General features: G+C 60.3%; 23 protein-coding genes and 1 pseudogene. 17 read left to right on the top strand and 7 right to left on the bottom strand.

Annotated elements, in window-relative coordinates; all coding sequences use genetic code 11:
• Window positions 1-17 precede the first annotated feature (17 nt).
• The 5 genes and pseudogenes from ELH03_RS24420 to ELH03_RS24405 form a co-directional block, all read right to left on the bottom strand.
• On the bottom strand, window positions 18-443 hold the full coding sequence (locus tag ELH03_RS24420; protein ID WP_130766809.1) for a type II toxin-antitoxin system VapC family toxin: 426 nt from the start codon (window positions 441-443) through the stop codon (window positions 18-20).
• Window positions 440-694 (bottom strand): FitA-like ribbon-helix-helix domain-containing protein, encoded by a 255-nt coding sequence (locus tag ELH03_RS24415; RefSeq protein WP_105009160.1) that lies wholly within the window; start codon window positions 692-694, stop codon window positions 440-442. Before ELH03_RS24415 ends, ELH03_RS24420 begins: the two co-directional genes overlap by 4 nt.
• Window positions 695-1,000: 306 nt before the next feature.
• Window positions 1,001-1,117 (bottom strand): annotated as a pseudogene (locus tag ELH03_RS38035) (TetR/AcrR family transcriptional regulator); the annotation flags it as partial.
• A 44-nt stretch (window positions 1,118-1,161) separates the two neighbouring features.
• A complete protein-coding gene (locus ELH03_RS38530; protein ID WP_281035107.1) occupies window positions 1,162-1,284 on the bottom strand; it encodes a hypothetical protein in 123 nt (40 codons plus the stop codon).
• A gap of 129 nt (window positions 1,285-1,413) precedes the next feature.
• Entirely contained in the window at window positions 1,414-2,307 is an 894-nt protein-coding gene (locus ELH03_RS24405) for a LysR family transcriptional regulator (protein ID WP_105008508.1), read from the bottom strand.
• 153 nt (window positions 2,308-2,460) lie between these two features.
• Between ELH03_RS24405 and ELH03_RS24400 the strand changes: the two genes are divergently transcribed.
• The 10 genes from ELH03_RS24400 to ELH03_RS24355 all read left to right on the top strand — a co-directional run bounded on the left by ELH03_RS24400 (window position 2,461) and on the right by ELH03_RS24355 (window position 13,137).
• A complete protein-coding gene (locus tag ELH03_RS24400) occupies window positions 2,461-3,114 on the top strand; it encodes a hydrolase (protein WP_130766808.1) in 654 nt (217 codons plus the stop codon).
• 458 nt (window positions 3,115-3,572) lie between these two features.
• Window positions 3,573-4,859 (top strand): GGDEF domain-containing protein, encoded by a 1,287-nt coding sequence (locus tag ELH03_RS24395; RefSeq protein WP_130766807.1) that lies wholly within the window; start codon window positions 3,573-3,575, stop codon window positions 4,857-4,859.
• Window positions 4,860-5,037: 178 nt separating this feature from the next.
• The gene (locus ELH03_RS24390) at window positions 5,038-5,781 is read left to right on the top strand and encodes a FadR/GntR family transcriptional regulator (protein ID WP_128400675.1); all 744 of its coding nucleotides are present in this window, start codon (window positions 5,038-5,040) and stop codon (window positions 5,779-5,781) included.
• Window positions 5,765-7,363, top strand: a complete 1,599-nt coding sequence (locus ELH03_RS24385; protein WP_130766806.1) for an ABC transporter substrate-binding protein — start codon at window positions 5,765-5,767, stop codon at window positions 7,361-7,363. Before ELH03_RS24390 ends, ELH03_RS24385 begins: the two co-directional genes overlap by 17 nt.
• Before the next feature lie 57 nt (window positions 7,364-7,420).
• The gene (locus tag ELH03_RS24380) at window positions 7,421-8,380 is read left to right on the top strand and encodes an ABC transporter permease (protein WP_130766805.1); all 960 of its coding nucleotides are present in this window, start codon (window positions 7,421-7,423) and stop codon (window positions 8,378-8,380) included.
• Window positions 8,381-8,382: 2 nt separating this feature from the next.
• Complete coding sequence (locus tag ELH03_RS24375) at window positions 8,383-9,261, top strand: ABC transporter permease (protein ID WP_130766804.1); 879 nt, start codon at window positions 8,383-8,385, stop codon at window positions 9,259-9,261.
• 18 nt (window positions 9,262-9,279) lie between these two features.
• Window positions 9,280-10,197 carry a dihydrodipicolinate synthase family protein gene (locus ELH03_RS24370; RefSeq protein WP_128400671.1) on the top strand — a complete coding sequence of 306 codons (918 nt, stop codon included), beginning with the start codon at window positions 9,280-9,282 and terminating at the stop codon, window positions 10,195-10,197.
• Between the two features lie 8 nt (window positions 10,198-10,205).
• Complete coding sequence (locus tag ELH03_RS24365) at window positions 10,206-11,222, top strand: ABC transporter ATP-binding protein (RefSeq protein WP_130766803.1); 1,017 nt, start codon at window positions 10,206-10,208, stop codon at window positions 11,220-11,222.
• Window positions 11,223-12,176: an ABC transporter ATP-binding protein gene (locus tag ELH03_RS24360; RefSeq protein WP_128404207.1), complete on the top strand. Its 954-nt coding sequence runs from the start codon at window positions 11,223-11,225 to the stop codon at window positions 12,174-12,176. It abuts the gene before it with no gap.
• A 25-nt stretch (window positions 12,177-12,201) separates the two neighbouring features.
• Window positions 12,202-13,137, top strand: a complete 936-nt coding sequence (locus ELH03_RS24355; protein WP_130766802.1) for a dihydrodipicolinate synthase family protein — start codon at window positions 12,202-12,204, stop codon at window positions 13,135-13,137.
• A gap of 99 nt (window positions 13,138-13,236) precedes the next feature.
• Here the strand turns inward: ELH03_RS24355 and ELH03_RS24350 are convergent, their stop codons facing one another.
• On the bottom strand, window positions 13,237-14,001 hold the full coding sequence (locus ELH03_RS24350; protein WP_130766801.1) for an IclR family transcriptional regulator: 765 nt from the start codon (window positions 13,999-14,001) through the stop codon (window positions 13,237-13,239).
• Between the two features lie 193 nt (window positions 14,002-14,194).
• Here ELH03_RS24350 and ELH03_RS24345 point away from each other — a divergent pair, with 193 nt between their 5' ends.
• The 7 genes from ELH03_RS24345 (at window position 14,195) to ELH03_RS24315 (ending at window position 22,312) form a co-directional block, all read left to right on the top strand.
• Window positions 14,195-15,769, top strand: a complete 1,575-nt coding sequence (locus ELH03_RS24345; RefSeq protein ID WP_130766800.1) for an ABC transporter substrate-binding protein — start codon at window positions 14,195-14,197, stop codon at window positions 15,767-15,769.
• A 144-nt stretch (window positions 15,770-15,913) separates the two neighbouring features.
• Window positions 15,914-16,768, top strand: coding sequence for an alpha/beta hydrolase (locus tag ELH03_RS24340; protein ID WP_130766799.1), 855 nt, complete (start codon window positions 15,914-15,916; stop codon window positions 16,766-16,768).
• The gene (gene ggt / locus ELH03_RS24335) at window positions 16,765-18,375 is read left to right on the top strand and encodes a gamma-glutamyltransferase (protein ID WP_130766798.1); all 1,611 of its coding nucleotides are present in this window, start codon (window positions 16,765-16,767) and stop codon (window positions 18,373-18,375) included. Before ELH03_RS24340 ends, ggt begins: the two co-directional genes overlap by 4 nt.
• A gap of 64 nt (window positions 18,376-18,439) precedes the next feature.
• A complete protein-coding gene (locus ELH03_RS24330; protein ID WP_017957362.1) occupies window positions 18,440-19,414 on the top strand; it encodes an ABC transporter permease in 975 nt (324 codons plus the stop codon).
• A gap of 5 nt (window positions 19,415-19,419) precedes the next feature.
• A complete protein-coding gene (locus tag ELH03_RS24325; protein WP_130766797.1) occupies window positions 19,420-20,334 on the top strand; it encodes an ABC transporter permease in 915 nt (304 codons plus the stop codon).
• Window positions 20,331-21,308 (top strand): ABC transporter ATP-binding protein, encoded by a 978-nt coding sequence (locus ELH03_RS24320; protein ID WP_130766796.1) that lies wholly within the window; start codon window positions 20,331-20,333, stop codon window positions 21,306-21,308. Before ELH03_RS24325 ends, ELH03_RS24320 begins: the two co-directional genes overlap by 4 nt.
• On the top strand, window positions 21,305-22,312 hold the full coding sequence (locus ELH03_RS24315; RefSeq protein ID WP_197730011.1) for an ABC transporter ATP-binding protein: 1,008 nt from the start codon (window positions 21,305-21,307) through the stop codon (window positions 22,310-22,312). The genes ELH03_RS24320 and ELH03_RS24315 overlap by 4 nt, the downstream gene beginning before the upstream one ends.
• A 50-nt stretch (window positions 22,313-22,362) precedes the next feature.
• Here the strand turns inward: ELH03_RS24315 and ELH03_RS24310 are convergent, their stop codons facing one another.
• Window positions 22,363-22,788: a CBS domain-containing protein gene (locus ELH03_RS24310; protein ID WP_017957358.1), complete on the bottom strand. Its 426-nt coding sequence runs from the start codon at window positions 22,786-22,788 to the stop codon at window positions 22,363-22,365.
• Between the last annotated feature and the right edge of the window lie 17 nt (window positions 22,789-22,805).

Here is a 22,805-nt window from a genome sequence, read left to right as displayed (position 1 = left end):
CTGACGCTTTGTCGCTGCTATGTTGGTGCGTACCAAGGGTTGATAACGTTAAGTCCTGCGGCTTCGAAGGGACTAGTGTCGCGGGTGGCGACAATAAATCCGTTCGCCGCAGCAGTTGCGGCAATATAGGCATCTGCTTTACCGATTGCCCGACCTGCGACGCGTGCTCGCGCCATTAATTCCGAATAGCTCTGTGACGCAGCCATGTCGAAGGATAGAACGCGTCCTGAAAATAGAGGCAGAACTTCCTGTTCTAGTCGATCGTAGAGGACGGTTTTTCGTCTTCCGCCAGGCATCGCGGCAATGCCGAACCGTAACTCAGCTACTGTAATCGCTGAAACGAACAGCGTTTCCACTGCTTGGGCATCGATCCACGCCAGCACCTGATTATCGGGTGTGGGCTTCCATGGCTCTGAGATGACGTTGGTATCGATCAGGATCATTCGAAACTCATAGGTTCCGCAGGCGTTTTATCTCGGACGAGCTGCAGATTATCCACGTCGTTGTTGGAAAGCCCTGCCTCGCGTCCGATTGATGCTAGCAACGAGCCCAACATCACGCGCTCAGCTGGCCGTACCGCTGTTTCTAGGATGTCACGGATTTCTGCTTCGGTACTGCGGCCGTGATGAGCTGCCCTCACTCTCAAGGCACGATGTGTCTCCTCAGACAAATTGCGTATTGTAACTGCTGCCATCGATTGCACTCCCTTAACGCTGATGGTCATGCTATCAATATATGGAAGGTGATATCACCTGGCAACTCTCCGAATTGGTTTGGAATGACGCTTTTTGAACTGCGACAAATTGCAACCGTCATCCACCATCCCTGCGCAACCTTTGCCACCCGACCACGCTCAAGCAGTATCAACTGACTGATTAGGAGGGGTATTTCGACCGCAGATGCCGCTGAAGTGGCTCGCCGGATAGGTCGGCCGGCGGAGTTGCGCAAAACCCCATCGCTCACTTGAGCAACTGCCACTCCCATTAGAGCCGCGGGCCAATTACGGGATGAGACCCGTGGTCCGATAGGCCCGTATTGTCCGGTCATAGATGCCGATGTCCCGGCAACCGCGCGCGACCAGCTGCGCGCCTTCGATAGCAGCAAAGATCGCCATCGCACCGGCCCCCGGCCTTTGGGTACGATCGAATGTGGGTCTGGCAATCAGGACGCCGTGATCTCGTTCACCCGCGCGTCGTACAAGAGATCGTCACCAAACTCCTCCCCGACGATGCCGCCCAGTTCTGCCGACAGTGACACCGCGGCGTCCAAAGGCGCGAACGTCATCGTTACCCGCTGCACAAGCCCGGTCTCGTCGCGCTATTTCCGGAACCTCAGTTTCTCGAAGATGCAAATATCGCCTTCGTGTGACTTAGAATCGAGCGAGACCGGTCGGGGCTTCCCGCCACTCGGGCCTCAGCGACCTTCCTCCGCGGGGTCATGCGCCTGTTGGAAACAATCGATCAGCATGTCGGTCAGTACACGCACCTTCCGCGCGGGATGCTGACCCGGCGGGCGAATGACATAAACGCCTGCCGGAGGGGGCGGATGGCGTGTCATGACCGGAACCAGCGCGCCGGAGGCGACATGATCATCGATGACGCCATCGGGGATCCAGGCGATGCCTAGCCCTTTCAAAGCCGCGGCAAGGAGAGCCATGGCGTTGTCGGCCTTGAAGCGCCCACGCGGGTAGACCGTGACAATCTCCTCGCCATCCATGAATTGCCAGGCCTCCGTTCCCTGCATGAGGGCCTCGTGGGTGGCGAGATCCTCCGGCTTTTCGGGAGACCCCTGCGCCCTGATATAGTCGGGGCTTGCGACCAGCTTCCCATAGATCGGCCCAACGCGCCTTGCGATCAGGTTGGAATCCTGCAGATAGCCGACGCGGATCGCGCAATCGAAGCCCTCAGCGATGAGATCGACGAAGCGATCGCTATAGACGGTTTGGATCTGGAGCTGCGGGTGGCGTTGGGCCATGTCAGCGAGCACGGGCGCGAAGTGGGTCGGGCCGAAGGACAGCGGAACGGCCACTCTCAGGCGGCCCCGAAGGTCGCCGGCGGGCAGGATCGTTTCCCTGGCGATATCGATCTCGGCACACACTCTCGCCGCATGATCGCGAAACGTGATCCCAGCCTCGGTCAGGGCCGCGCCGCGGGTGGTTCGTGCCAGAAGCTGGACGCCGAGGTCGGCTTCGAGCCGGGCCAGCCGTCGGCTGACGATCGACTTGGAGACGCCGAGCCTGCGCGCGGCGGGCGAAACGCCTCCGGCATCGGCGACCTCGACGAATGTCCGCAGCTCTTCGATCTCCATTTTAGCGTTCCCCGTTTCGCGACACAGCGTGGCCCGAAAGGGTACTACCGCATCACAGGTGGGAACGGCAATACTGCTCCCAGGCAACGTCACTCCTGACGCATGTCTCCGGAAAAACCAATGCCGCGCACAACGGCAGCAAAGGAAGTATTCATGACCTTTCGTAATGGCCTTGCTTCGCTTCTTCGTCCCGAAGATTCGGCACTCGTTTTGATCGACCACCAGCCCTACCAGCTCGCGAACCTGAACAGCCACGATCCGCAGGCGGTGGTCAACAATTCGACCGCCCTGGCGAAGGCCGCGAAGGCCTTCGGCGTCCCCACTATCCTGACCAGCGTCGTTGCCGATCGGGGCGGCCTGATCTTCCCCCACATCACCGATGTCTTTCCCGGGCAGGAGGTGATCGACCGGACGTTCATCAACACCTGGGAGGACCAGAAGGTTGTGGATGCGGTCAAGGCGACCGGCCGCAAGCAGCTGATCATCGCCGGCCTGTGGACCGAGATCTGCGTCGCGATGCCGGTAATCCAGGCGCTGGGCGAAGGTTGGGATGTCACGGTGATCACCGACGCCTCGGGCGGCACGTCGGTCGAGGCCCACGAGGTGGCCATCCAGCGTATGATCGCGGCCGGCGCGAACATGATGACCTGGCTGGCGCTGGCATCCGAGTGGCAGCGCGACTGGGCGCGCACCGAGCATGTCGGCGAGCTGACGGAGGTGCTCAAGCAACACGCCGCTGGCAGCGGCATCGCCTATCTGTGGGAGCAGCAGTTGCTCAACACGCCGGTGCCAAGCACCGCGGACTGATCTGGGCGGGGATGACGGGACCCTTGAGGTAAAACTCACCGTCTTATCGATCCTCGTCATCCCCTCTCGATACGAAGCCGGCCATGCACGGATGCCAGTGGCCGGCATGATCAACGACCACCTGCCGCGTTGCTTCGTCAATATGCGGGTCGGAAGCCAACGCCCCTCAGGCTGACCTGGAACATTGCTTTAGCGTCGGATTTCAGCGGGCATCCTCCTCAATCTCGCTTCGGGCGAGCTTCCATCATTGGATGGCCCACCTCATCGAGGATGATTGGGGTCTTGAAAGGAATCGAACGTGAATTCGGCCTGGCACGCGTGAGACTTTGGCCCGATATGACACGTTGACGACATACTGTCGTCCCCTGGTACAAAATCATTAGGGCAAGCATATCGTCTTTTGGGGCGGAATTCGCGGCTCGTCTTGCCTCCGGTCGTCTGCTCCCTAGATCCGACACATGGATACCGAGCGAACCACAGCTCCTATCAAATCGGTAAGGGCGTCTTCGCGGAAACCTCTCCAGAGGTTGAGCCCGGCCATTGTCGAGCAGGTCGAGCGCCTGCTCGGTGGACGCACGCGTGATATCCGCTTCAATGGGGAACTGGCTCAGCTTTTTCGCGAACGCTCCTGGCCGCGGACTGCCAAGATCATCCGCGCGTGGATGGTTTGGGTTATCGTGCTCGATGTTCTGACGTTGGGCCTCAACGCGATCTTGCTTCCGACCGGAACCGTGATGTCGATGCTTTGGCCAGCGTCTATTCTTCCCCCCGCAGCTCTTGTCGCAGCGATAGCCTTCCTGCGGCCGCACGCTTTGTGGGTGCAGGGAGTTTTCATCCTCTCGGCTGTTTTTCTCATCCTCCTGTCGGTAGCCTTGGTGGGCGTTAACACCGGTGGCGAGTTTTACGAGCGGCATTTGACCATCATGCTTTTTGTGGCCGTCACTGCCATTATGATATTTCCCGTTCCACTCGGTTGGGCGATGGCGATCGGTGCTGCTGCCCTCGGTATCTACCTTGTGTTTCAGCTGCGCAATCCAGACATTGAAGCGGGGAGTGCTCTGGCCGGGACGCTGTTTTTCGCAAGCGGGGTGGCTGCAACCGTCGTTGCCCGACGCACCGCCACCATCTTCGCTCAGAAGACCTTCTTGCTTGAGTTACGAGATCGAAGTCGCCTCGCGGAGCTTACTGACGCCAATTCTCAGCTGGAATTGCTGGCGCGAACCGATCCGCTGACTGGTGTCGCCAACCGGCGTTCGATGATGGAAACGCTCCATCATTTCTGGAACGAGGACCTTAAACGAACGAACAGCGCGGCGATGCTGATGTGCGATGTCGACGACTTCAAGCGCCTCAACGATAATCTCGGGCATGCCGAAGGCGACCGCTGTCTGGTGAAAGTTGCCGGCATCATTCAGAGCAGCATGAGAGACGAGCGAGACCAGGTCGCCCGGTACGGAGGCGAAGAATTTCTCGTCTTTCTCCCAGGCCCTGATGAACAAGAGGCCCGGGTGGTTGCTGAGAGAATTCGAAGCCGAGTAGAAGCTGCGTCTCTTCCAAATCCCACCTCCCGCGTCGGTCCCTGGGTCACTGTCAGCATCGGAATAGCGATATTGATGGAAAACAGTGAACTCGTGTCAGCAGAGCACATGCAGCGACAAGCGGATGCGGCGCTCTACCTTGCCAAAAAGACTGGCCGCAACTGCGTGGTGGTCCATGCTGCAGAGGTCGGTCAAGCCTTCGGCTGAAGTCATTCCAGGAAAACTGCGCTGTTTGGCTGTTGTCGTTCTGGCGCCCAAGAACGACAGCATCAAACAGCTACGAGCGGGGGTTCGGCGTCAACCGTTTAAGCCTGACCATTTGACAGATATCCTACAAGTGGATATGTAATGGTCATCTTATTGGCGATGCGAGAAAGTGGCCGGCATGACATTGAAATCGATGAAGCCCCTGACGCGCGCGCCACTGCTGCATGTCTCCGTGCAGGAAAGTCTGCGCGCCTATATCGACGATAATGGCCTTGCTCCCGGAACCCTTCTTCCGGCGGAAGGAGAGCTAGCCACCCAGCTCGGTGTCAGCCGCAATTCGCTGAGGGAAGGCATCAAGGCGCTGGAATCGCTCGGCGTCCTGGAGACGCGGCGCGGTGTCGGCATCTTCGTGAAGGCCTTTTCCTTCGAGCCGCTTCTCGACAACCTCGCTTACGGCCTCGGCGGCGCCCTGCGGCAGATCGAGGAAGTCCTCGAAATCCGGCGCACGCTTGAAGTGGGATTGATCAGCAAGACGATCGACGTGATCGGCGAGGAGGACATCGCCGAGCTGCGCGCCACCGTCAATCGGATGCGCGCCCATGCCGAGCGCGGCGAAACCTTTGCGGAAGACGACCAACTGTTCCACCGACTGCTGTTTCGCTGCCAGGACAATGAAACGCTCGTGCGGCTGATCGATGTCTTCTGGCTCGCCTTCTACAAGGCGTCGGATTTCGTCAATCTTGAAAATCTCGATCCGATGGCGACGTGGCGCGATCATGCCGCGATCGTCGATGCAATCGAGGCAAGGGATCTGGAGGAGGCGCGCAGACGCCTGGATCGTCACTACGAGGGCATTGCGCGGGTGATTGCCAACAACAAGACAAGTTCAAACGTGGGAGGAACACATGAAAAGACTGTCTAGATTATCCGTTATTGCGCTTGGCGCCCTGCTGTCGACGGTTGCCGTTCCGGCTCTTGCCGTTTCGGGCGTTGCAGCCCAGGCTCAGGCAGCCACGCTGTCCGGCGGCTTCGATGTCGGCCCCGGAGGTTTCCAGGGCAATTTCAATCCGCTTGCCGCGACCGCAGGCTTCACCTGGCTCAGCATCTACTACGAACCGCTGATCGCCTATGACGAGAAGCTGCAGAAGGTCGTCGGCGCGCTGGCAAGCTCCTACGAAGTCAGCCCGGACCAGATGACCTACACGTTCAAGCTGGCGGACGCCAAATGGCATGACGGCAAACCGTTCACCGCCAATGACGCGAAGTTCACCATGACCCTTGCGATGGATGCGAAAACCGGCTCGGTGCTCGCTGCCCGACTGAAGGGCATATCGTCCGTCGAGGCGCCGGACGATCACACGATCGTCATGAAGCTCAGCGCACCGAGCAGCAGTTTTCTCGATACGATGACCAAGGTGATGATGCTGCCCGAGCATGCCCTCTCCTCTATCCCGGCCGATCAGCTGGCGAAGAACACCTGGTGGTCCACCGCCCCGATCGGCACCGGCCCGTTCAAATTCACCAAATACGTCTCCGATCAATATGTCGAACTTGCCGCAAACACCGATTATCGCGGTGGCAAGCCGGCACTGGAGCGCCTCATCAATCGCTATTTCGCCAACCCGGCCGCGGCGATCGCGGCGCTGAGATCCGGCGAAATCCAGTTCACCTATGTCGATTCCAACGACGTGCCGACCTTCAAGGACAACAAGGACTTCAAGGTCATCGAAGGCAACTCTTTCGTCGTCAACTATCTCGGCTTCAACCACGAATCCCCGCTCTGGAAGGATGTGCGCGTCCGTCAGGCGGTGATGTACGCCATCAATCGCGACGCCATCATCCAGAGCCTCTATGGCGGTGCGGCCAAGCCCGCCAACTGCGCCTATGTCGCCGAACAGCTAATACCGCCTGATGTTGACACCTATGCCTACGATCCTGAGAAGGCCAAGCAGCTGCTGACGGAAGCCGGCTGGGACCAGATCAACGGCGGGAAGCCGATCACGCTTCTGACCTATTACACCACGCCGCTTGCCACCAACGTGCTTGCCGCAGTCCAGGCGATGCTGGCCCAGGTCGGCATCAACATCGTCCCGCGCGCCGTCGATGCGCCGACCTATAACAGCATCGTGCTCAATGCGACGCCGGATATTGCCCAGTTCCAGTTGGTTTATGCCGGGCTGCAGAACGGGCCGGATGCCGGAAGCATCAATGTCGGCCTCAACGAGAAGCAGATTCCGCCGGCCGGACCGAACGTCGCCAGGGTTCGCATGCCTGACCTCACCAAGGCACTCGATAGCGCGCTGGCCGAGCCGGACAGTGCCAAGCGGGATGCTGCCTACCAGGACGTCTGCAAGGTGATGAACACGAACCTGCCCTGGGCGACGCTCTGGGTGGCAAACCGCTACGGCATCGTCTCGACCAAGGTGAAGGATTTCGTCTGGACGCCGGCGCCGGGCGGCGGCCCCTACCAGGCCAACCCGCAGAAATGGTCGATCGCCGAATAGGCGTTTTCCGCAAAGCCTTGAGGGTGGCTTCGGCCACCCTGACAAGACGGATGAACCATGCTCCAATACAGTCTCAGACGCCTGGTCATAGGAATAGGCATGCTCGTCGCCCTGAGCATGCTGATCTTCCTGCTGTTGCGCCTGACACCCGGCGATCCGATCGATGCCTATATCGATCCGAACCTGCCGATGTCGCCGTCTGATCTAGCCGATCTGCGCAGAAACCTCGGGCTCGATCAGCCCTTGCCCGTGCAGTATCTGGGCTGGTTGCAGCAGGCGCTGACCGGCAATCTCGGCTATTCGATCAAGCGTCTCGATCAACCGGTTCTCGGTCTGGTGCTGTCACGGATCGGCCCGACAGTGCTCTTGATGGGCACCGCACTTGCCTTCGCCATTGTCGCAGGCATCGCCTGCGGGGTGATCGGCGCCGTCCGCCGCAATTCGCTTGCCGATCTCTCCTTGTCGGTGGTTGCGCTTGCCGGCATTTCGAGCCCGGCATTTCTCAGCGCGCTGATCGGCCTTTATATTTTCTCCGTCCGCCTGCACTGGATGCCATCAGGCGGCATGCTGACGCCGGGCGAGGAATTCTCGGTGGGCGATCTCCTCCACCATCTGATCCTGCCGGCGGCACTTCTGTCTGTCGCGCAAGCTGCATTGATCATGCGCTACATGCGCGCTTCGCTGCTCGAAGTCCTGAACCAGGATTACGTGCGCACGGCCCGCGCTAAGGGCGTTCGCGAATTCTGGGTCATCAGCAAGCATGCGTTGCGCAATGCGCTTCTTCCGATCGTCACCCTGATCGGCTCCACCATCGGGCTTGCAATCGGCGGCGCCATCTTCATCGAGAGCGTCTTCAACTGGCCGGGCATGGGGCTCCTGCTCGTCGATGCCGTGCAGACCCGCGACTACCCCGTCATCATGGGGGCGACGCTCGTCATCGGCACCTGTGTTATCGTCGTCAATCTTCTGACCGACATCACCTATGCGGTCGTCGACCCGCGCATCAAGGTGGGCTGACCATGCTGGCACGCCCTTCCGAACGCCGCAGTCCTGGACCACTTGCCCGCGCCTTCAGTCGTTTTCTGCTCAATCGCGCAGCCGTTGCCGGCGTCTGCATCGCGACGCCAATGCTGCTGCTGATCCTCTCCTATCCGTTATGGTGGGCTTTCCGGCCGAACGACATCGATCTCCTGGCGATGAATAGCGGCCCGACGGCAACGCACTGGTTCGGAGCCGACGGCGTCGGACGCGACGTCTTCGCGCGCGTGCTCGAAGGCGGCCGGATTTCGCTGCTGGTCGCCGTCGCATCGACCACGCTTTCGGCGATCATCGGGTTTCTTTTCGGGGCCATCTCGGCGCTTGCCGGACGCTGGACGGACGCCGTCTCGATGCGCTTCGTCGATCTGGTGATGACCCTGCCGCCCGTCATCTTCCTGCTTGTGCTCGCCTCGATTGCCGGTACCGGCATCTGGCCAACGGTCCTCGTCATTTCGCTGCTATCCTGGCCGCTGCTTGCGCGCATGATCCGCTCGCGACTGCTGGAATTGCGTGAACGCGACTTCGTCATGGCCGCCCGCGGCATGGGCGCCGGCATCGGGCATCTGCTCTTTCGCCACGGCCTGCCGAACTCGATCGATATCCTCGTGGTCTATGCAACGCTGCAGATCGCCAATGCCATCTTGCTCGAGGCGGGGCTGTCCTTCCTCGGTCTCGGTATCGCCCCGCCGGCGGCCAGCTGGGGCAACATGCTGAACGCGGCTCGCTCGACCGCCGTACTCGAACAATATCCGTGGCAATGGCTCTTCCCCGGCGCCGCGCTGATCCTTGCCGTCCTGGCAATCAACTTCATTGGCGATGGCCTCAGAGATGCCTTCGACCCGCGTGCCGAACTGAACTGACAATCGAAAGAAGCGAAAATGACCAAATTCAAGGGTGTCGTTCCCCCCGTCGTAACACCGCTCAATCCGGATTTCACCATCGACTACCCATCCTATACACGTGTGCTTGAGCATCTGATCGGTGCCGGCTGCCATGGCGTATTCGTACTCGGCTCGACGAGCGAGGTGATCTTCCATGACGAAAAGACCCGGCGGGAAATCATCGAACATTCGGCCGAGGTGGTGAATGGCCGCGTGCCGTTGATCGTCGGCGTCATCGATCCGACCACGGATCGCGTCATCGCCCATGCGAAGGTCGCAAAGGCCGCCGGCGCCGACGCGGTCGTGGTGACGGCCCCATTCTATACGGTCACCAGCCAGTCCGAGATCCTCGATCACTTCCGTTATATCCGCGACGCGGTGGATGTTCCGCTGGTCGCCTACGACATTCCGGTCTGCGTTCACGTCAAACTGCAGCGCCAGACCGTGGTCACGCTTGCTGGGGAAGGCGCCATTATCGGCCTCAAGGATTCCAGCGGCGACGACGGCAACTTCCGCTATGCGCTCCTCGACCTTGCCGAACACAAGGACGTCTTCCTGATGACCGGCTCCGAGATCGTCGTCGACACCGCCCTGCTGATGGGTGCTCACGGCGTGGTCCCCGGTATCGCCAATGTCGATCCGCACGGCTATGTCCGCCTTTGGGATGCTGCGCAGCGCGGCGACTGGGTCGCCGCGAGGAAGGAGCAGGAGCGCCTCTGCCGCCTCTTCGAAATCGTTTGGGTCGCGCAGGGCCGCGTCAGTGGCGGCGCATCCGGCATCGGCGCCTTCAAGACCGCCATGTGCAGCCTCGGCATCATCGATTCCGCCGTCATGCCGCGGCCGCGTGCCTCTCTCAACGATGTCGAAACGGCGCGGATCGACGAGATCCTGCGTGCAACCGGTCTGCTGAACTGAGCCGACTGATGGAACAGACCGCCGAACCCGTACTCGACATCAGAGGATTGCGAACGATCTTCCGGATCCGCGGCGGCGAGATCACGGCGGTTAACGATGTCGACCTGGCCGTTGCCGCCGGCGAGACGCTCGCGCTCGTCGGCGAATCCGGCTCCGGCAAGTCGGTCACCAGCCTATCGGTCATGCGGCTGCTCACCCGCAACATCGGCGTGATCGCCGCAGGCAGCATCCGCCTTGCGACGAGCGCCGGCGTGGTCAGAGATCTGGTCTCCCTCGACGAAGAGAGCATGCGCAGGATCAGGGGCGACGACATCGGCATGATATTCCAGGAGCCGATGTCGAGCCTCAATCCCGTCTTCACCATCGGCGACCAGATTGGCGAGCCGATCCGCATCCATCGCGGCGCGGACCGCAAGGCGGCGATGAACGCCGCCGTCGCGTTGCTTGAAAGCGTCGGCATACCGGACGCTCGACGCCGTGCCGGCCAATATCCGCACGAACTGTCGGGCGGCATCCGGCAGCGCGCGACGATCGCCATGGCGCTCGCCTGCGATCCGGCGCTGCTGATCGCCGACGAGCCCACGACGGCGCTCGACGTGACGATCCAGGCGCAGATTCTCGACCTGCTCCTCAAGCTGCAGCGCGAGCGCGGCATGGCCATGCTCTTCGTCACCCACAATCTCGGCGTCGTCGCCGAAATCGCCCATCGCGTTGCGGTGATGTATGCCGGCCGGATCGTCGAAGAAGGGCCGGTCGGCGAGGTGTTCCGCAATCCCAAGCATCCCTACACGATGGGCCTTCTTGCCTCCATGCCGCGCCTTGGCGATGCGGCGCGGATGAAACAGGCCGGCGAAAAGCTCGCCGCCATTCCCGGCATGGTCCCGAGCCTGATGAACATGCCGAGCGGCTGCGCCTTTTCCCCGCGCTGCAAATTCGCGATCGATGCCTGTCGCGTCGCGGTTCCCACGCTCGAACAGGTCAATCCGCAGCACCGCAGCCGCTGCATCAGATGGCAGGAGATCTAGATGAGCGCACCGCTGCTCTCCGTCCGCGACCTTTCGAAACATTATACTTCCCGTGGCACGCGGCTGAACATTCTTCAGGGCATTTCCTTCGATATTGGCAAGGGTGAAGTCGTCGGGCTTGTCGGCGAATCCGGCAGCGGAAAGACCACGATCGGGCGTACCGTCCTTCGCCTCGTCGAGCCGTCGTCAGGCAGCGTCCGTTTCGACGGGACGGAACTCACAGCGCTTTCCGCCTCCGCGCTCAGACGGCAGCGACCGCGCATGCAGTATATTTTCCAGGACCCCTTCGCCAGCCTGTCGCCGCGTATGACCATCGGCGAGATCCTGACAGAAGGCCTGAAGATCCAGGGGATCGGCACCGCCCGTGACAGGCTGGAACGGGCGCGGTCGGCCTTGACCCAGGTCGACCTGCCCGCCGATGCGATCAATCGATATGCCCATGAATTTTCGGGTGGCCAGCGCCAGCGCATCGGGATTGCCCGTGCGTTGACCTTGTTGCCCGAATTCATCGTCGCCGACGAGCCGGTCTCGGCGCTCGACGTGTCGATCCAGGCGCAAGTGATCAACCTGCTGCGCGACCTGCAGCAGCAGCTTGGCCTGACCATGCTGTTCATCTCGCATGACCTTGCCGTCGTCGAATATATCTGCGACCGGGTGATCGTGCTTTATCTCGGCCGCATCATGGAAATCGCGCCGAGTGCCGATCTCTATGCGAGACCACAGCATCCCTATACGCGCGCGCTGCTCTCGGCGATTCCGTCGCCCGATCCTGACGCTCGCCGTAACAGGCAGATCCTGAAAGGCGATATTCCAAGTCCGGCCAATCCGCCGAGCGGATGTGTTTTTCGCACGCGCTGTCCGAGCGCGCTCGAGGCCTGCGCCGGTACGATCCCGCAATTGCGGGAAGTCGCTCCCGGCCACTTCAAGGCCTGCATTCGCGACGACCTCAACTGATCCGTCATCCATCGGAGAATAACAGATGAATGCGAAGACGCCGCATCCCGCCATCGGCGGAAATTGGGTGAGCCTGCTTTTGCCGATCGCAGCCGATGACAGCATTGAATTCGACAAGCTCGGCGAAGAGATCGACATCCTCATCGATACGGGCGTCGATGGTATTTACTCAAATGGCACCGCCGGAGAATTCCACAATCAGACGGAGGTGGAGTTCGACTGCATCCAGGCAATGCTGGCCGAGCGCTGCAAGGCGTCTTCAACCCCATTCGTCATCGGCGCCTGCCAGCCCGACCCGCTGATCATGCTCAATCGCGTCCGCCGCGCGGCCGCGCTCGATCCCCGCGCCATTCAGGTCATACTGCCGGACTGGTGGCCGCTCACCACCGCCGAAGCGATCGACTTCTTGAAACGAGCGGCCGAGGTGGCCGACGGAATTCCGCTCATCCTTTACAATCCGCCGCATGCAAAACGCGTGCTGGCACCAAAGGAACTCAGCATGGTCTGCGCGGCGGTGCCTGAGGTGATTGGCATCAAGCTCGCCGATGGCGACGGCTCCTGGTATGCCGAGGCGCGTCTGTATCTGTCCGGGCTTTCGCTCTTCGTCCCCGGCCACCATCTCGCAACCGGCACCAAGGAAGGTGTGGCAGCAGGCTCTTTTTCCAACGTGGCCTGCCTTAGTCCCCGCGGTGCTCAGACTTGGACGGTCTCGATGCGAAACGATATCGACGCTGCACTCGATCTGGAACGACGCATCTGCACGTTTATGGACGCGCATATCGTCCCGTTTCGCCAGGAATTTGGCTATTCGAATGCCGCTCTCGACAAACTTTTAAGTGCGATTGGCAATTGGGGACCCGTGGGCACCCGTTTGCGCTTTCCCTATCGCTCGATAGACATGGCAGAAGCGGTCAGGTTGGGACGCATCGCGCGCTCCAAACTCCCCGATCTTTTCCCCTAGCTCAAAGAGCGGGCTTGGCACGAAACAACCTGCGTTTGCTCGCCTTGATGGGCGTCGAACCGAAGAGACAAGGTCCGATATGGCGCAGAACGAAAAGCTCTACCATCCCAGCCGGGCCGATATCTTGCTGGAGGCCTCCTTCAGCAGAACGATGAAGCGGTCGACGTCGCTTTTTTGCGTGCGGAAGGCCGGGGCGCCGACATTCACCGCGGCGATCACGGATCCGTCGAATGCCAAAACCGGCACTGAGACGGAGACGAGTTGCTCGCTCACTTCACCATAACTCACACAAAATCCCTGGCGGCGGATTTTATCCAATTCAGCAACCAGCTTGCCACGATCCGTGATTGTGCGCTTGGTCAGCCGCGGCAAAGTCTCGGGGATCATTTGCAACTGCACCTGGGGGTGGATATAGGCGAGAAGCACCTTGTACGAGCCGGCCGTGAGCGGCCGCCTTCGACCGATCATCGCCTGAACCCGCAAGTCGCGCATCGGTTCGAACTTTGCAATGCACAGGGATTCGCCATTGTCGATGATCCTGAGCTGGGTCGTTTCGTTCGCCTTCTGGCCGACTTCTTCAAGAATAGGATTGGCTATTCGCACCAGATCAACCTGTGTCGAGGCAGCGGTCCCGAGAATGATCGCAGTCGTCCCCAGCCGGTAAGTACCCGTATCGCTCTTCCGCACTAGGCCGCGCCGTTCCAGTGTGCGTAACATGCGCAAAATTCTCGGCTTGGTTTCCCCGAGGTTCTGCGCCACCTCGGTCAGTCTGATATCCGGATTTTTGGCGACATTCAGCAATACGTCGATGCAGACATCAACAGATTGCACAATATCGCTTTTTGATGGTTGTCTTTTGTCCATGGAACCAGAATTTTCTCCGCGACAAGGGCTGAAGGATTGGCATAGTTTCAAGTTACGCCTATCGTAACGCGCTTGTTTTCCGTTTGACAGCCCCCTTGAGGCCCCCTTACCAATTTGTGTCAAGAGTGGACGGGAACCCGCTCGTACCGACCAAGCAAGGTCGGCCCAAAAACGCTAAACCGGGATGGAAGAAATGGCCGCAAAGATATTGACGCGGGCAGCGATCGGGCTGCTCGGAACGATCGCTATTCCTGCAATGGTCGCCGCACAGGAAACCCCGCTGACGATCGGGATGTCGACGACGCCGACGACGCTGGATCCCCATGAAGACAGTTCGGCGCCAAACAATGCGACCTCGCGCCATATCTGGGACAGCCTCATAAACCTCACGGGAACGTCGGCAAATGCGCCGGAACTCGCCACCGAGTGGAAAGTCGTCGATCCGACCCACTGGGAATTCAAGCTGCGGAAGGGCGTGAAATTCCATGACGGCAGCGAGTTCAACGCCGATGACGTCATCGCGTCGCTTTTGCGTGCCCGCGACAAGCCCAGCCAGAGCTTTGCTTCCTACACCCGCAATATTGTCAATGTTACGGCCACCGATCCCTATACCATCGTCGTCGAGACAAAGGTTCCGGATCCGATCCTGCTGAATTCCGTCAGCCGAATTCGCATTATCAGCGCCGATTGCAAGGAGGCGCCGGTCCAGGATTTCGACAACGGCAAGTGTGCAATCGGAACCGGGGCCTATTCCTTCGTCTCCTATTCGCCAGGCAGCAATCTGACCTTGAAGCGCAATGACAGCTATTTCGCTGGCCCCTCGCACTGGTCGAACGTCACGATGCGCTTCCTGCCCGATGACGGCGCCCGTCTGGCATCGCTTCTTTCCAACGAGATCGACATTGTCGAAGCCCTTCCTGCCGATGGAATGGCACGCGTGGAAGCGAGCGATAATCTGCAAGTCATCAACGGCCTGTCTTCCCGCTTCGTTTATCTTGGCCTCGATGTCAGCCGCGATGTTTCGCCTTTCGTGAAGGCTGCGGATGGCTCCGATCTCGACAAGAACCCGCTCAAGGATGAACGGGTTCGTCGCGCAATGCTGATGTCGATCAACCGGCCGGCAATCGTCGACCGCGTCATGCAGAAGAACGGCACGGTGGCCGATCAATTCGTCGCCCAAGGCTATGCGGGCTATTCCGAAAAAGTCGAGAAGGTGGGCTATGATCCTGCTGCCGCCAAGGCGCTTCTGGCTGAGGCCGGTTATCCGGATGGCTTCATCCTGACCCTGCATGGTCCCTCTGGCCGTTACGTCAAGGATGCCGAAGTTCTGCAGGCGGTCGGCCAGATGTTCACGCGCATCGGCATCAAATCGAAAGTCGAGGTCCTGCCTTGGTCGATGTATTCGGAAGCCTATTCAAAGGGCACCTACAGCACCTATTTCGGCTCCTGGGGTGTGAACACCGGCGAAACCACCAATCCGACTGTTGCGCTGGTCGCGACGCGCGACGAGAAAAAGGGGACCGGCAGATATAATGGCGGCGGCGTGTCCGATCCGAAGATTGACGAGGTGCTGGCCAAGGCCAGTTCGACGCTCGATCAAGCCGAACGCACGCCCCTTCTCGAGGAACTGTCGACCGAGACCTTCAACAACCTCTGGCTCCTCCCGATGCACTACGAAAACGTCGTGCTGGGCGCAAAGAAGACCGTGTCCTACACCCCGCGCGGCGATAAATATACGCTCGCTTACGACGTGAAGCCGGCGGACTGATGCATGTCGTCCAAACGCGTGCAGCGGTTTTGTGACAAATAAAGATTTGAAGTGCGTCGCATCGATCCAATCGATGCGGCGCGGTTTAAAACAGCAGCATGGGGCCGCCGAGGCCGACCTTTCTTCATCTCCCAGGAGACATTCATGCAGGAACTTGGAACGGGCGAAGCCGTCGCCCGGGCGAAGGCCATCTATGACTATGGCCAGACGGCCATCTTCGCCTCTCAGGCCGATCCCCGCCTCCATATGGTGCTTTATGTGCCACCGACGGCGGCAGACGGCCGCAAGCTCGACCTCCTGGTCGCGGTCCACGGCACCGGGCGCACGTCGGCCATCGACTTCCGCGACGGTTTCGCCGAATTCGGGCTCTACAACGACTGTGCCATCCTTTGCCCGATCTTCCCGGTTGGCGTTCTCGGCGATGGTGCGCGTTCCGGCTACAAGTTTCTTGAGGAAGGCGACATCCGCTACGATCAGGTCGTCCTTGCCATGGTCGCGGAGATGGCCGACAAATACCGCCAGGACTGGTCCAAATTCGCCATGTTCGGCTTCTCCGGCGGCGGGCATTTCGTGCACCGTTTCGCAATCCTGCATCCGGAAAAGCTCTGGGCGGCATCGATCGGCGCACCTGGTTCCGTCACCCTTCTGGATCCGACGCGTGACTGGTGGATCGGCATTCGGGATCTGGAGGCGCGCTTCGGCAAGGCCTTCCGGCCCGAAGATCTCGCCAAGGTGCCGGTGCATATGATCGTCGGCGACGCCGATCTGGAAACCTGGGAAATCACCCATAAACCGGGCGGAAAATATTATATGGATGGCGCCAACGACGCCGGCAAAACTCGGCCCGAGCGCTTAGCCGCCTTGGCGAGCTCATTCCGCAAAACGGGTGTCGATGTGACGTTCGATCGTGTTCCAGGCGTCTCTCACGACCGGATGAAAGTTCTGGGCCACGTCAAGGCCTTCCTGGCAAAGGTGCTGGAGGGCCGTCGCGCGAAATGAGAAATGCAACGATCGTAGCGCCTCAGCCGGAGGCAGTCGAAGCCGGCGCGGAAGTTCTCGAACGCGGCGGCAATGCCATCGACGCAGCACTCGCCTGTGCTTTCGTCCAAGGGGTGGTCGACCCGCAGATGGCCGGCATCGGCGGCTTCGGCTCGATGCATGTCTACATGCCGAAAAAGGGCGTGCACGAGATCCTCGAATTTTATGCGCGCGCGCCGTTGAAGGCTGCGCCTGACATGTGGCTCGACAAGATCAAGCACCAGAGCCGCGACGGCTTCGGCTACGTGCTTGAAGGCAATATTTCCGATATCGGCTATCTTGCCGTCTGCACCCCCGGCTCGCTCAAGGGCTATGAGACCGCGCTGCGCGACTACGGCACCTTCGATTGGGCCGATCTCATCAAGCCGGCTATCCGCCTTGCCCGCAACGGTTTCATGATCCGAAACCACATGCACTGGTATTGGGCCAAGGACCAGTCGAATGACGGTTTTGCCAACACGCTCGACAAGCTGCGCTTTTCTGAAACGGGCCGGAGAACCTATTTCCACGATGACGGCACGCTCAAGAATGTCGGCGACCTGCTCGTCAACACGGACATGGCACAGACCCTCGTACGCATCGCGCGAAGTGGCGGCTCGGACATCTTCTATCACGGCGAACTGGCCGAACAGATCGCCGACGATTTCAAGGAAAATGGCGGCTTGATCGATCGGCAGGATCTGGCGCGGTACGAGTTGTCGAAGGTAGAGCCGGTTTGGGGCGACTACCGCGACAACCGCATCGCCACCTCGCCTCCGCCAGGCTCGGGCTTCCCGATGCTGGAACTCCTGCATATCATGGAGCAGTTCGATGTCCGCTCGCTGCAGCATGGCAGCGCCGAACATGTCCGCATCCTGTTCGAAGCCATGAAGCGGATGACGATCGACAAGGATGCGCATATGGGCGATCCCGCCTATGTCGACGTGCCCTATGAAAAGCTGCTGTCGCAAGAGCATGCAAAGGCGCATGCTGGCGCAATCAAGGCGGGCGAGATCGCCAGCGTATCGCGGCTTGATGGGTCGCAGCGCGACACCACCCACATCTCGGTGATCGACAAGGACGGCAATGCCGTCGCGATGACCCACACCCTCGGCAGTCCCTCGGGCGCGATCACCGACGGCCTCGGCTTCATGTACAATGGCACGATGAGCCGCTTTAATCCGCTTCCGGGCAAGCCCGGCTCCATCGCGCCCGGCAAGCGGCGTCCCAGCTCGGCGGCACCGACGATCGTCTTCAGGGGCGACGAGCCCAGCATCGTCATCGGAGCGCCAGGCGGCAGCTATATCGCGCCCGCCGTTGCACAATGCCTGATGAACATGATCGATTTCGACATGTCCGTGCTCGAAGCCGTCTCGGCGCCGAGGATCGTAGGGGTCTCAAACACGATCGACATCTGCAATCGCATTCGACACTCTGTCGAAGACGAGTTGCGGGCGCAGGGCTACCAGGTGGCGCGGTCGCCGCAGACATATGCGTTCGCCGCAGTCCACGCGATTAAGATTGACGGCGGCATCTCGAAAGGCGCGGCCGATCCGCAGCGCGACGGGATGGCGATCTCGGTCGCCTAGATTCAAAATTACAGCGTCCTTTGCGGCTCTCGAAAAGATGCGCGGCGCTGTAGGGAGAGGTTCAATGGTCACATCCATTATCAGGCGGTTGATACAGGCGCTGTTCGTCGTTGTCGCGATGACGATCATTGTCTTCATCGGCGTCAATGTGATCGGCAACCCGGTCGACATCCTCATCAACCCGGACGCCAATCAGGCGGAGCGGGCACTCGTCATCGCGCATTACGGTCTGGATCAGCCGCTGTGGAAACAGTATCTGCTGTTTCTCCAAGGACTTCTGCACGGGGACTTCGGCAACAGCTTCGTTTATGGGCGGCCGGCGCTCGGTCTGATCCTCGAACGTCTCCCGGCGACGCTCGAACTGGCGATCACGGCTCTCGGCATCGCGCTGCTGTTCGGCCTCCCGCTTGGGTTGTATGCAGGGCTCTACCCCAATCGGATTTCCTCCAAGCTCATCATGAGCGGCTCAATTCTGGGCTTCTCGCTTCCGACCTTCTGGGTCGGTCTCATGCTGATCATGGTGTTTTCCGTCGAGCTCGGCTGGTTGCCGACGAATGGCCGCGGCCCGACGCAAGAACTGCTTGGCGTACAATGGTCGTTTCTGACCGCAGACGGCATCAGGCACCTTTTATTGCCCGCCTTCAACTTGGCTCTGTTCAAGACGTCGCTCATTCTTCGGCTGACCCGCGCCGGCGTGCAGGAGGTCCTTCCTCAGGACTATGTGAAGTTTGCCCGTGCCAAGGGATTGCGAGAGCGGCGGATCATTTCCGTGCACGTTCTCAAGAACCTGATGATCCCGGTGGTGACCATCATCGGGCTCGAGTTCGGCTCACTCATCGCCTTTTCGGTCGTCACCGAAAGCATCTTTGCGTGGCCGGGCATGGGCAAGCTCATCATCGACTCGATCAACCTTCTCGATCGCCCTGTCATCGTCGCCTACCTCATGATGATGGTGCTGCTCTTCGTCGTCCTCAATTTCATCATCGATATCTGTTATACCCTTCTGGATCCGCGGGTCCGGCTGGAAGGAAAGGCTTGACCCTCATGGCCGAACCAAACACGCAAGACACAAGTGCTCCAGCGCCCGAACGCAGTCGTCTGTCGAAAGGGATCGCGGATTTCTTCAGCTCTCCGGCAGCCGCGATCGCCTTCCTCACGCTGGTGATCATCTGTTGCCTGGCGCTGTTTGCGCCATGGATCTCTCCGCAAAATCCCTATGATTTGATGCAGCTCGACATCATGGATGGACGGCTGCCGCCGGGGTCCGAATCCATGACCGGGCTCGTCTATCACCTCGGTACCGACAGCCAGGGCCGCGATATCCTGTCCGGCATCCTCTATGGCCTGCGCACCTCCTTGCTGGTGGGCGTTCTGTCGGCTTTCGCTGCTGCCATCATCGGAACCTCGGCCGGACTGTTCGCCGCTTACATGGGAGGGCGCACGGAAACCGCGATGATGCGGCTCGTCGACCTGCAGCTCTCGTTTCCCACCATATTGATGGCGCTCATGATGCTTGCCGTGCTTGGCAAGGGCGTGCCCAACGTCGTGATCGCACTGATCATCGCCGAGTGGGCGACCTATGCCCGCACCGTCCGCGGCACCGCTCTGGTCGAGCGCGAGAAGGAATATATCGAGGCGGCCCGGATGCTGCGCCTGCCCCGATGGCGCATCCTCTTCAGGCACCTGCTGCCGAACTGTCTTGCGCCGGTCATCGTCATCGCCACCATGCAGATCGCCCGGGCAATCGGCCTCGAGGCGACCTTGTCCTTCCTCGGTCTCGGTGCCTCCGTGACCGAACCCTCGCTCGGCATGCTGATCTCGACGGGCTACCAGTATCTTCTGACCGGCCTCTACTGGATCAGCTTCTTCCCCGGCATTGCCCTTCTGGTCACGATCGCGGCGATCAATCTCGTCGGCGACCGGCTGCGCGATGTCCTCAACCCGAGGAACATGTCATGACCCCATTGCTGCAAGTGAGCAATCTCGTCACCGAATTCGGCGGCGGCAGGGGACGCCCCAGCCTTTGCGCCGTCAATGATGTGTCGTTCACGGTGGAGCGCGGCAAGGTCCTTGGTCTTGTGGGAGAATCCGGATCCGGAAAGTCGGTGACCGGCTTCTCGATCATGCGACTCCTCGATAAGCCCGGCCGGGTTGCCGGCGGCCGGATCATCTTCGACGGCGCCGACATCGCGAAATATTCGGACGAAGAGATGCGGCAGCTGCGCGGCAAGCGGATCGCCATGGTATTCCAGGATCCGATGATGACGCTCAACCCGGTCCTGACGGTCGGGACGCAGATGGTGGAAGCCGTCCAGGCACACGACCGGGTATCGAAGGATACCGCCCGGCAGCGGGCGCGGGATGCTTTGGCGCTGGTCGGAATACCAAGCCCTGAAGAAAGGCTTGCCGCCTATCCGCATCAGTTCTCCGGCGGAATGCGCCAGCGCGTGGCGATTGCCATCGCGCTTCTTCACAAGCCGGACCTTATTATCGCCGATGAACCGACAACGGCGCTTGATGTGACGATCCAGAGCCAGATTATTTCCGAATTCCAGAAGCTCACCGAAGAGGGAAATACGGCAGTGATCTGGATCACCCACGATCTGGCGATCGTCTCAAGATTGGCCGACGAGATCGCCGTCATGTATGCCGGCCGCCTCGTCGAGACCGGACCGGTGGGCAAGGTTCTGACCGATCCTCACCATCCCTACACGGCCGGTCTGATCGCCTCCGTTCCTTCGCAAAACAGACGCGGAGAGCCCCTTCACCAGATCCGCGGCATGACGCCGGCGATCAACCGGCTCCCACAGGGATGCAGTTTTCGTACGCGCTGTGATCGGGCAACCGACGGCTGTCTGGTCATGCCGGCGCTCATGCCGGAAGGCGATCGCTCCTTCCGCTGCATTCATCCCGTAACGAAAGAGATAGCATGATGACCACGACCGCCATGCCCCTGATCGAAGCGAGGAACGTGTCGCAGCGCTTCGGAGCCAAGCCCGATCTAGCCGCCAAGATCGCGCTCAAGCTCAAACTGGCCAAACCGGCGCCTGTCGTTCACGCGCTTGATAATGTCAGCCTCAGCATTCGGCCCGGAGAGGTTGTCGGCCTTGTCGGTGAAAGCGGCTGCGGGAAGTCGACGCTCGGCCGCGCCATTGCAGGGATCACTTCGCCGAGCCAGGGCCAGATTCTCTGGAAGGGGATGGATCGAAGCGCCATGTCGAAAGGCGAGCAGCATCAGTTTGGTCTTGCCAGCCAGATGATTTTCCAGAATCCGATGGCGGCTCTCAATCCGAGGATGACCGTCGAGCAGCTTATTTGGGAGGCGCCTCGAACGCATGGGCTTGCCCGCTCGACAGAACGCGACGCCTATGTCGACAGATATTTGATGCTGGCCGGTTTCGACCCGGCCATGAAAATGCGATACCCGCACCAGTTTTCCGGTGGCCAGCGGCAGCGCGTCAATATTGCGCGCGCGCTCGCCGTGCAGCCGAAATTCCTCGTCTGTGACGAAAGCGTCGCAGCACTCGACGTTTCCATCCAGGCCCAGGTGATCAACCTGTTCATGGAACTTCGTGACAAGCTCGACCTGACCTATTTGTTCGTCAGCCATGATCTCGGGGTCGTGGAACATATTTCCGACCGTGTTGCGATCATGTATCTCGGCCGCATCGTCGAAGAAGCGCCCGTCGAGGAGGTTTTCAGGCGGCCCAATCATCCTTACACGAAGGCGCTCTTGGCCGAGGTGCCGCGCATCGAACCCGGCAAGCGACAGTTCAAGCCCGTCGACGGCGAACTCCCCAGCCCGATAAACCCGCCGAAAGGCTGTCACTTTCATCCGAGATGCCCGTTTGCGATGGACCGCTGTCATATGGAAGTGCCGGTGAAAAAGGAAATTGCACCGGGGCACTTGTCGGCTTGCCACCTCAACGATGAATGATCTCAAACGATAGGATCGCTGATTGCGTCAGGCCTAAAATCATCCCTGTTCTAATGTGCATGAGCGCCGCCCGGACGGGACACTTTTTTCAACCCGGCTCCCGCTGCAGCGGTGTCCGCCAGGGACGCATCGCCGAGCGAGATGACGCCGGTTAGGCGTTTGTCACGATTGACGACGGGAAGGCGGCGGACCTGGACCTGCCCCATATTGCGGGTCACGTCGTCGACATCTTCGTCTTCGAAACAATATTTGACATCGCGCGACATGACTTCGCGCACCTTTGCATCACCCCCGAGTCCGTCGGCAAGCCCGCGCACGACGAGATCGCGGTCGGTGATCGTTCCGACGAGCCGGTCGTTGTCGCCGACAGGCAGGAAGCCGATCTGCCTGTCGGCCATGCATCTCGCGATTTCGGCTATCGTCTGATTAGGGTTGGCGATTTCTACATCGCGCGACATGATCTCTGACACTTTCATGGTCTTTCCTCCTGCTT

The organism is Rhizobium beringeri, assembly GCF_004306515.1.
Taxonomy (GTDB): Bacteria; Pseudomonadota; Alphaproteobacteria; order Rhizobiales; family Rhizobiaceae; genus Rhizobium; species Rhizobium beringeri.
This window is presented reverse-complemented; position numbering and strand designations above follow the sequence as displayed.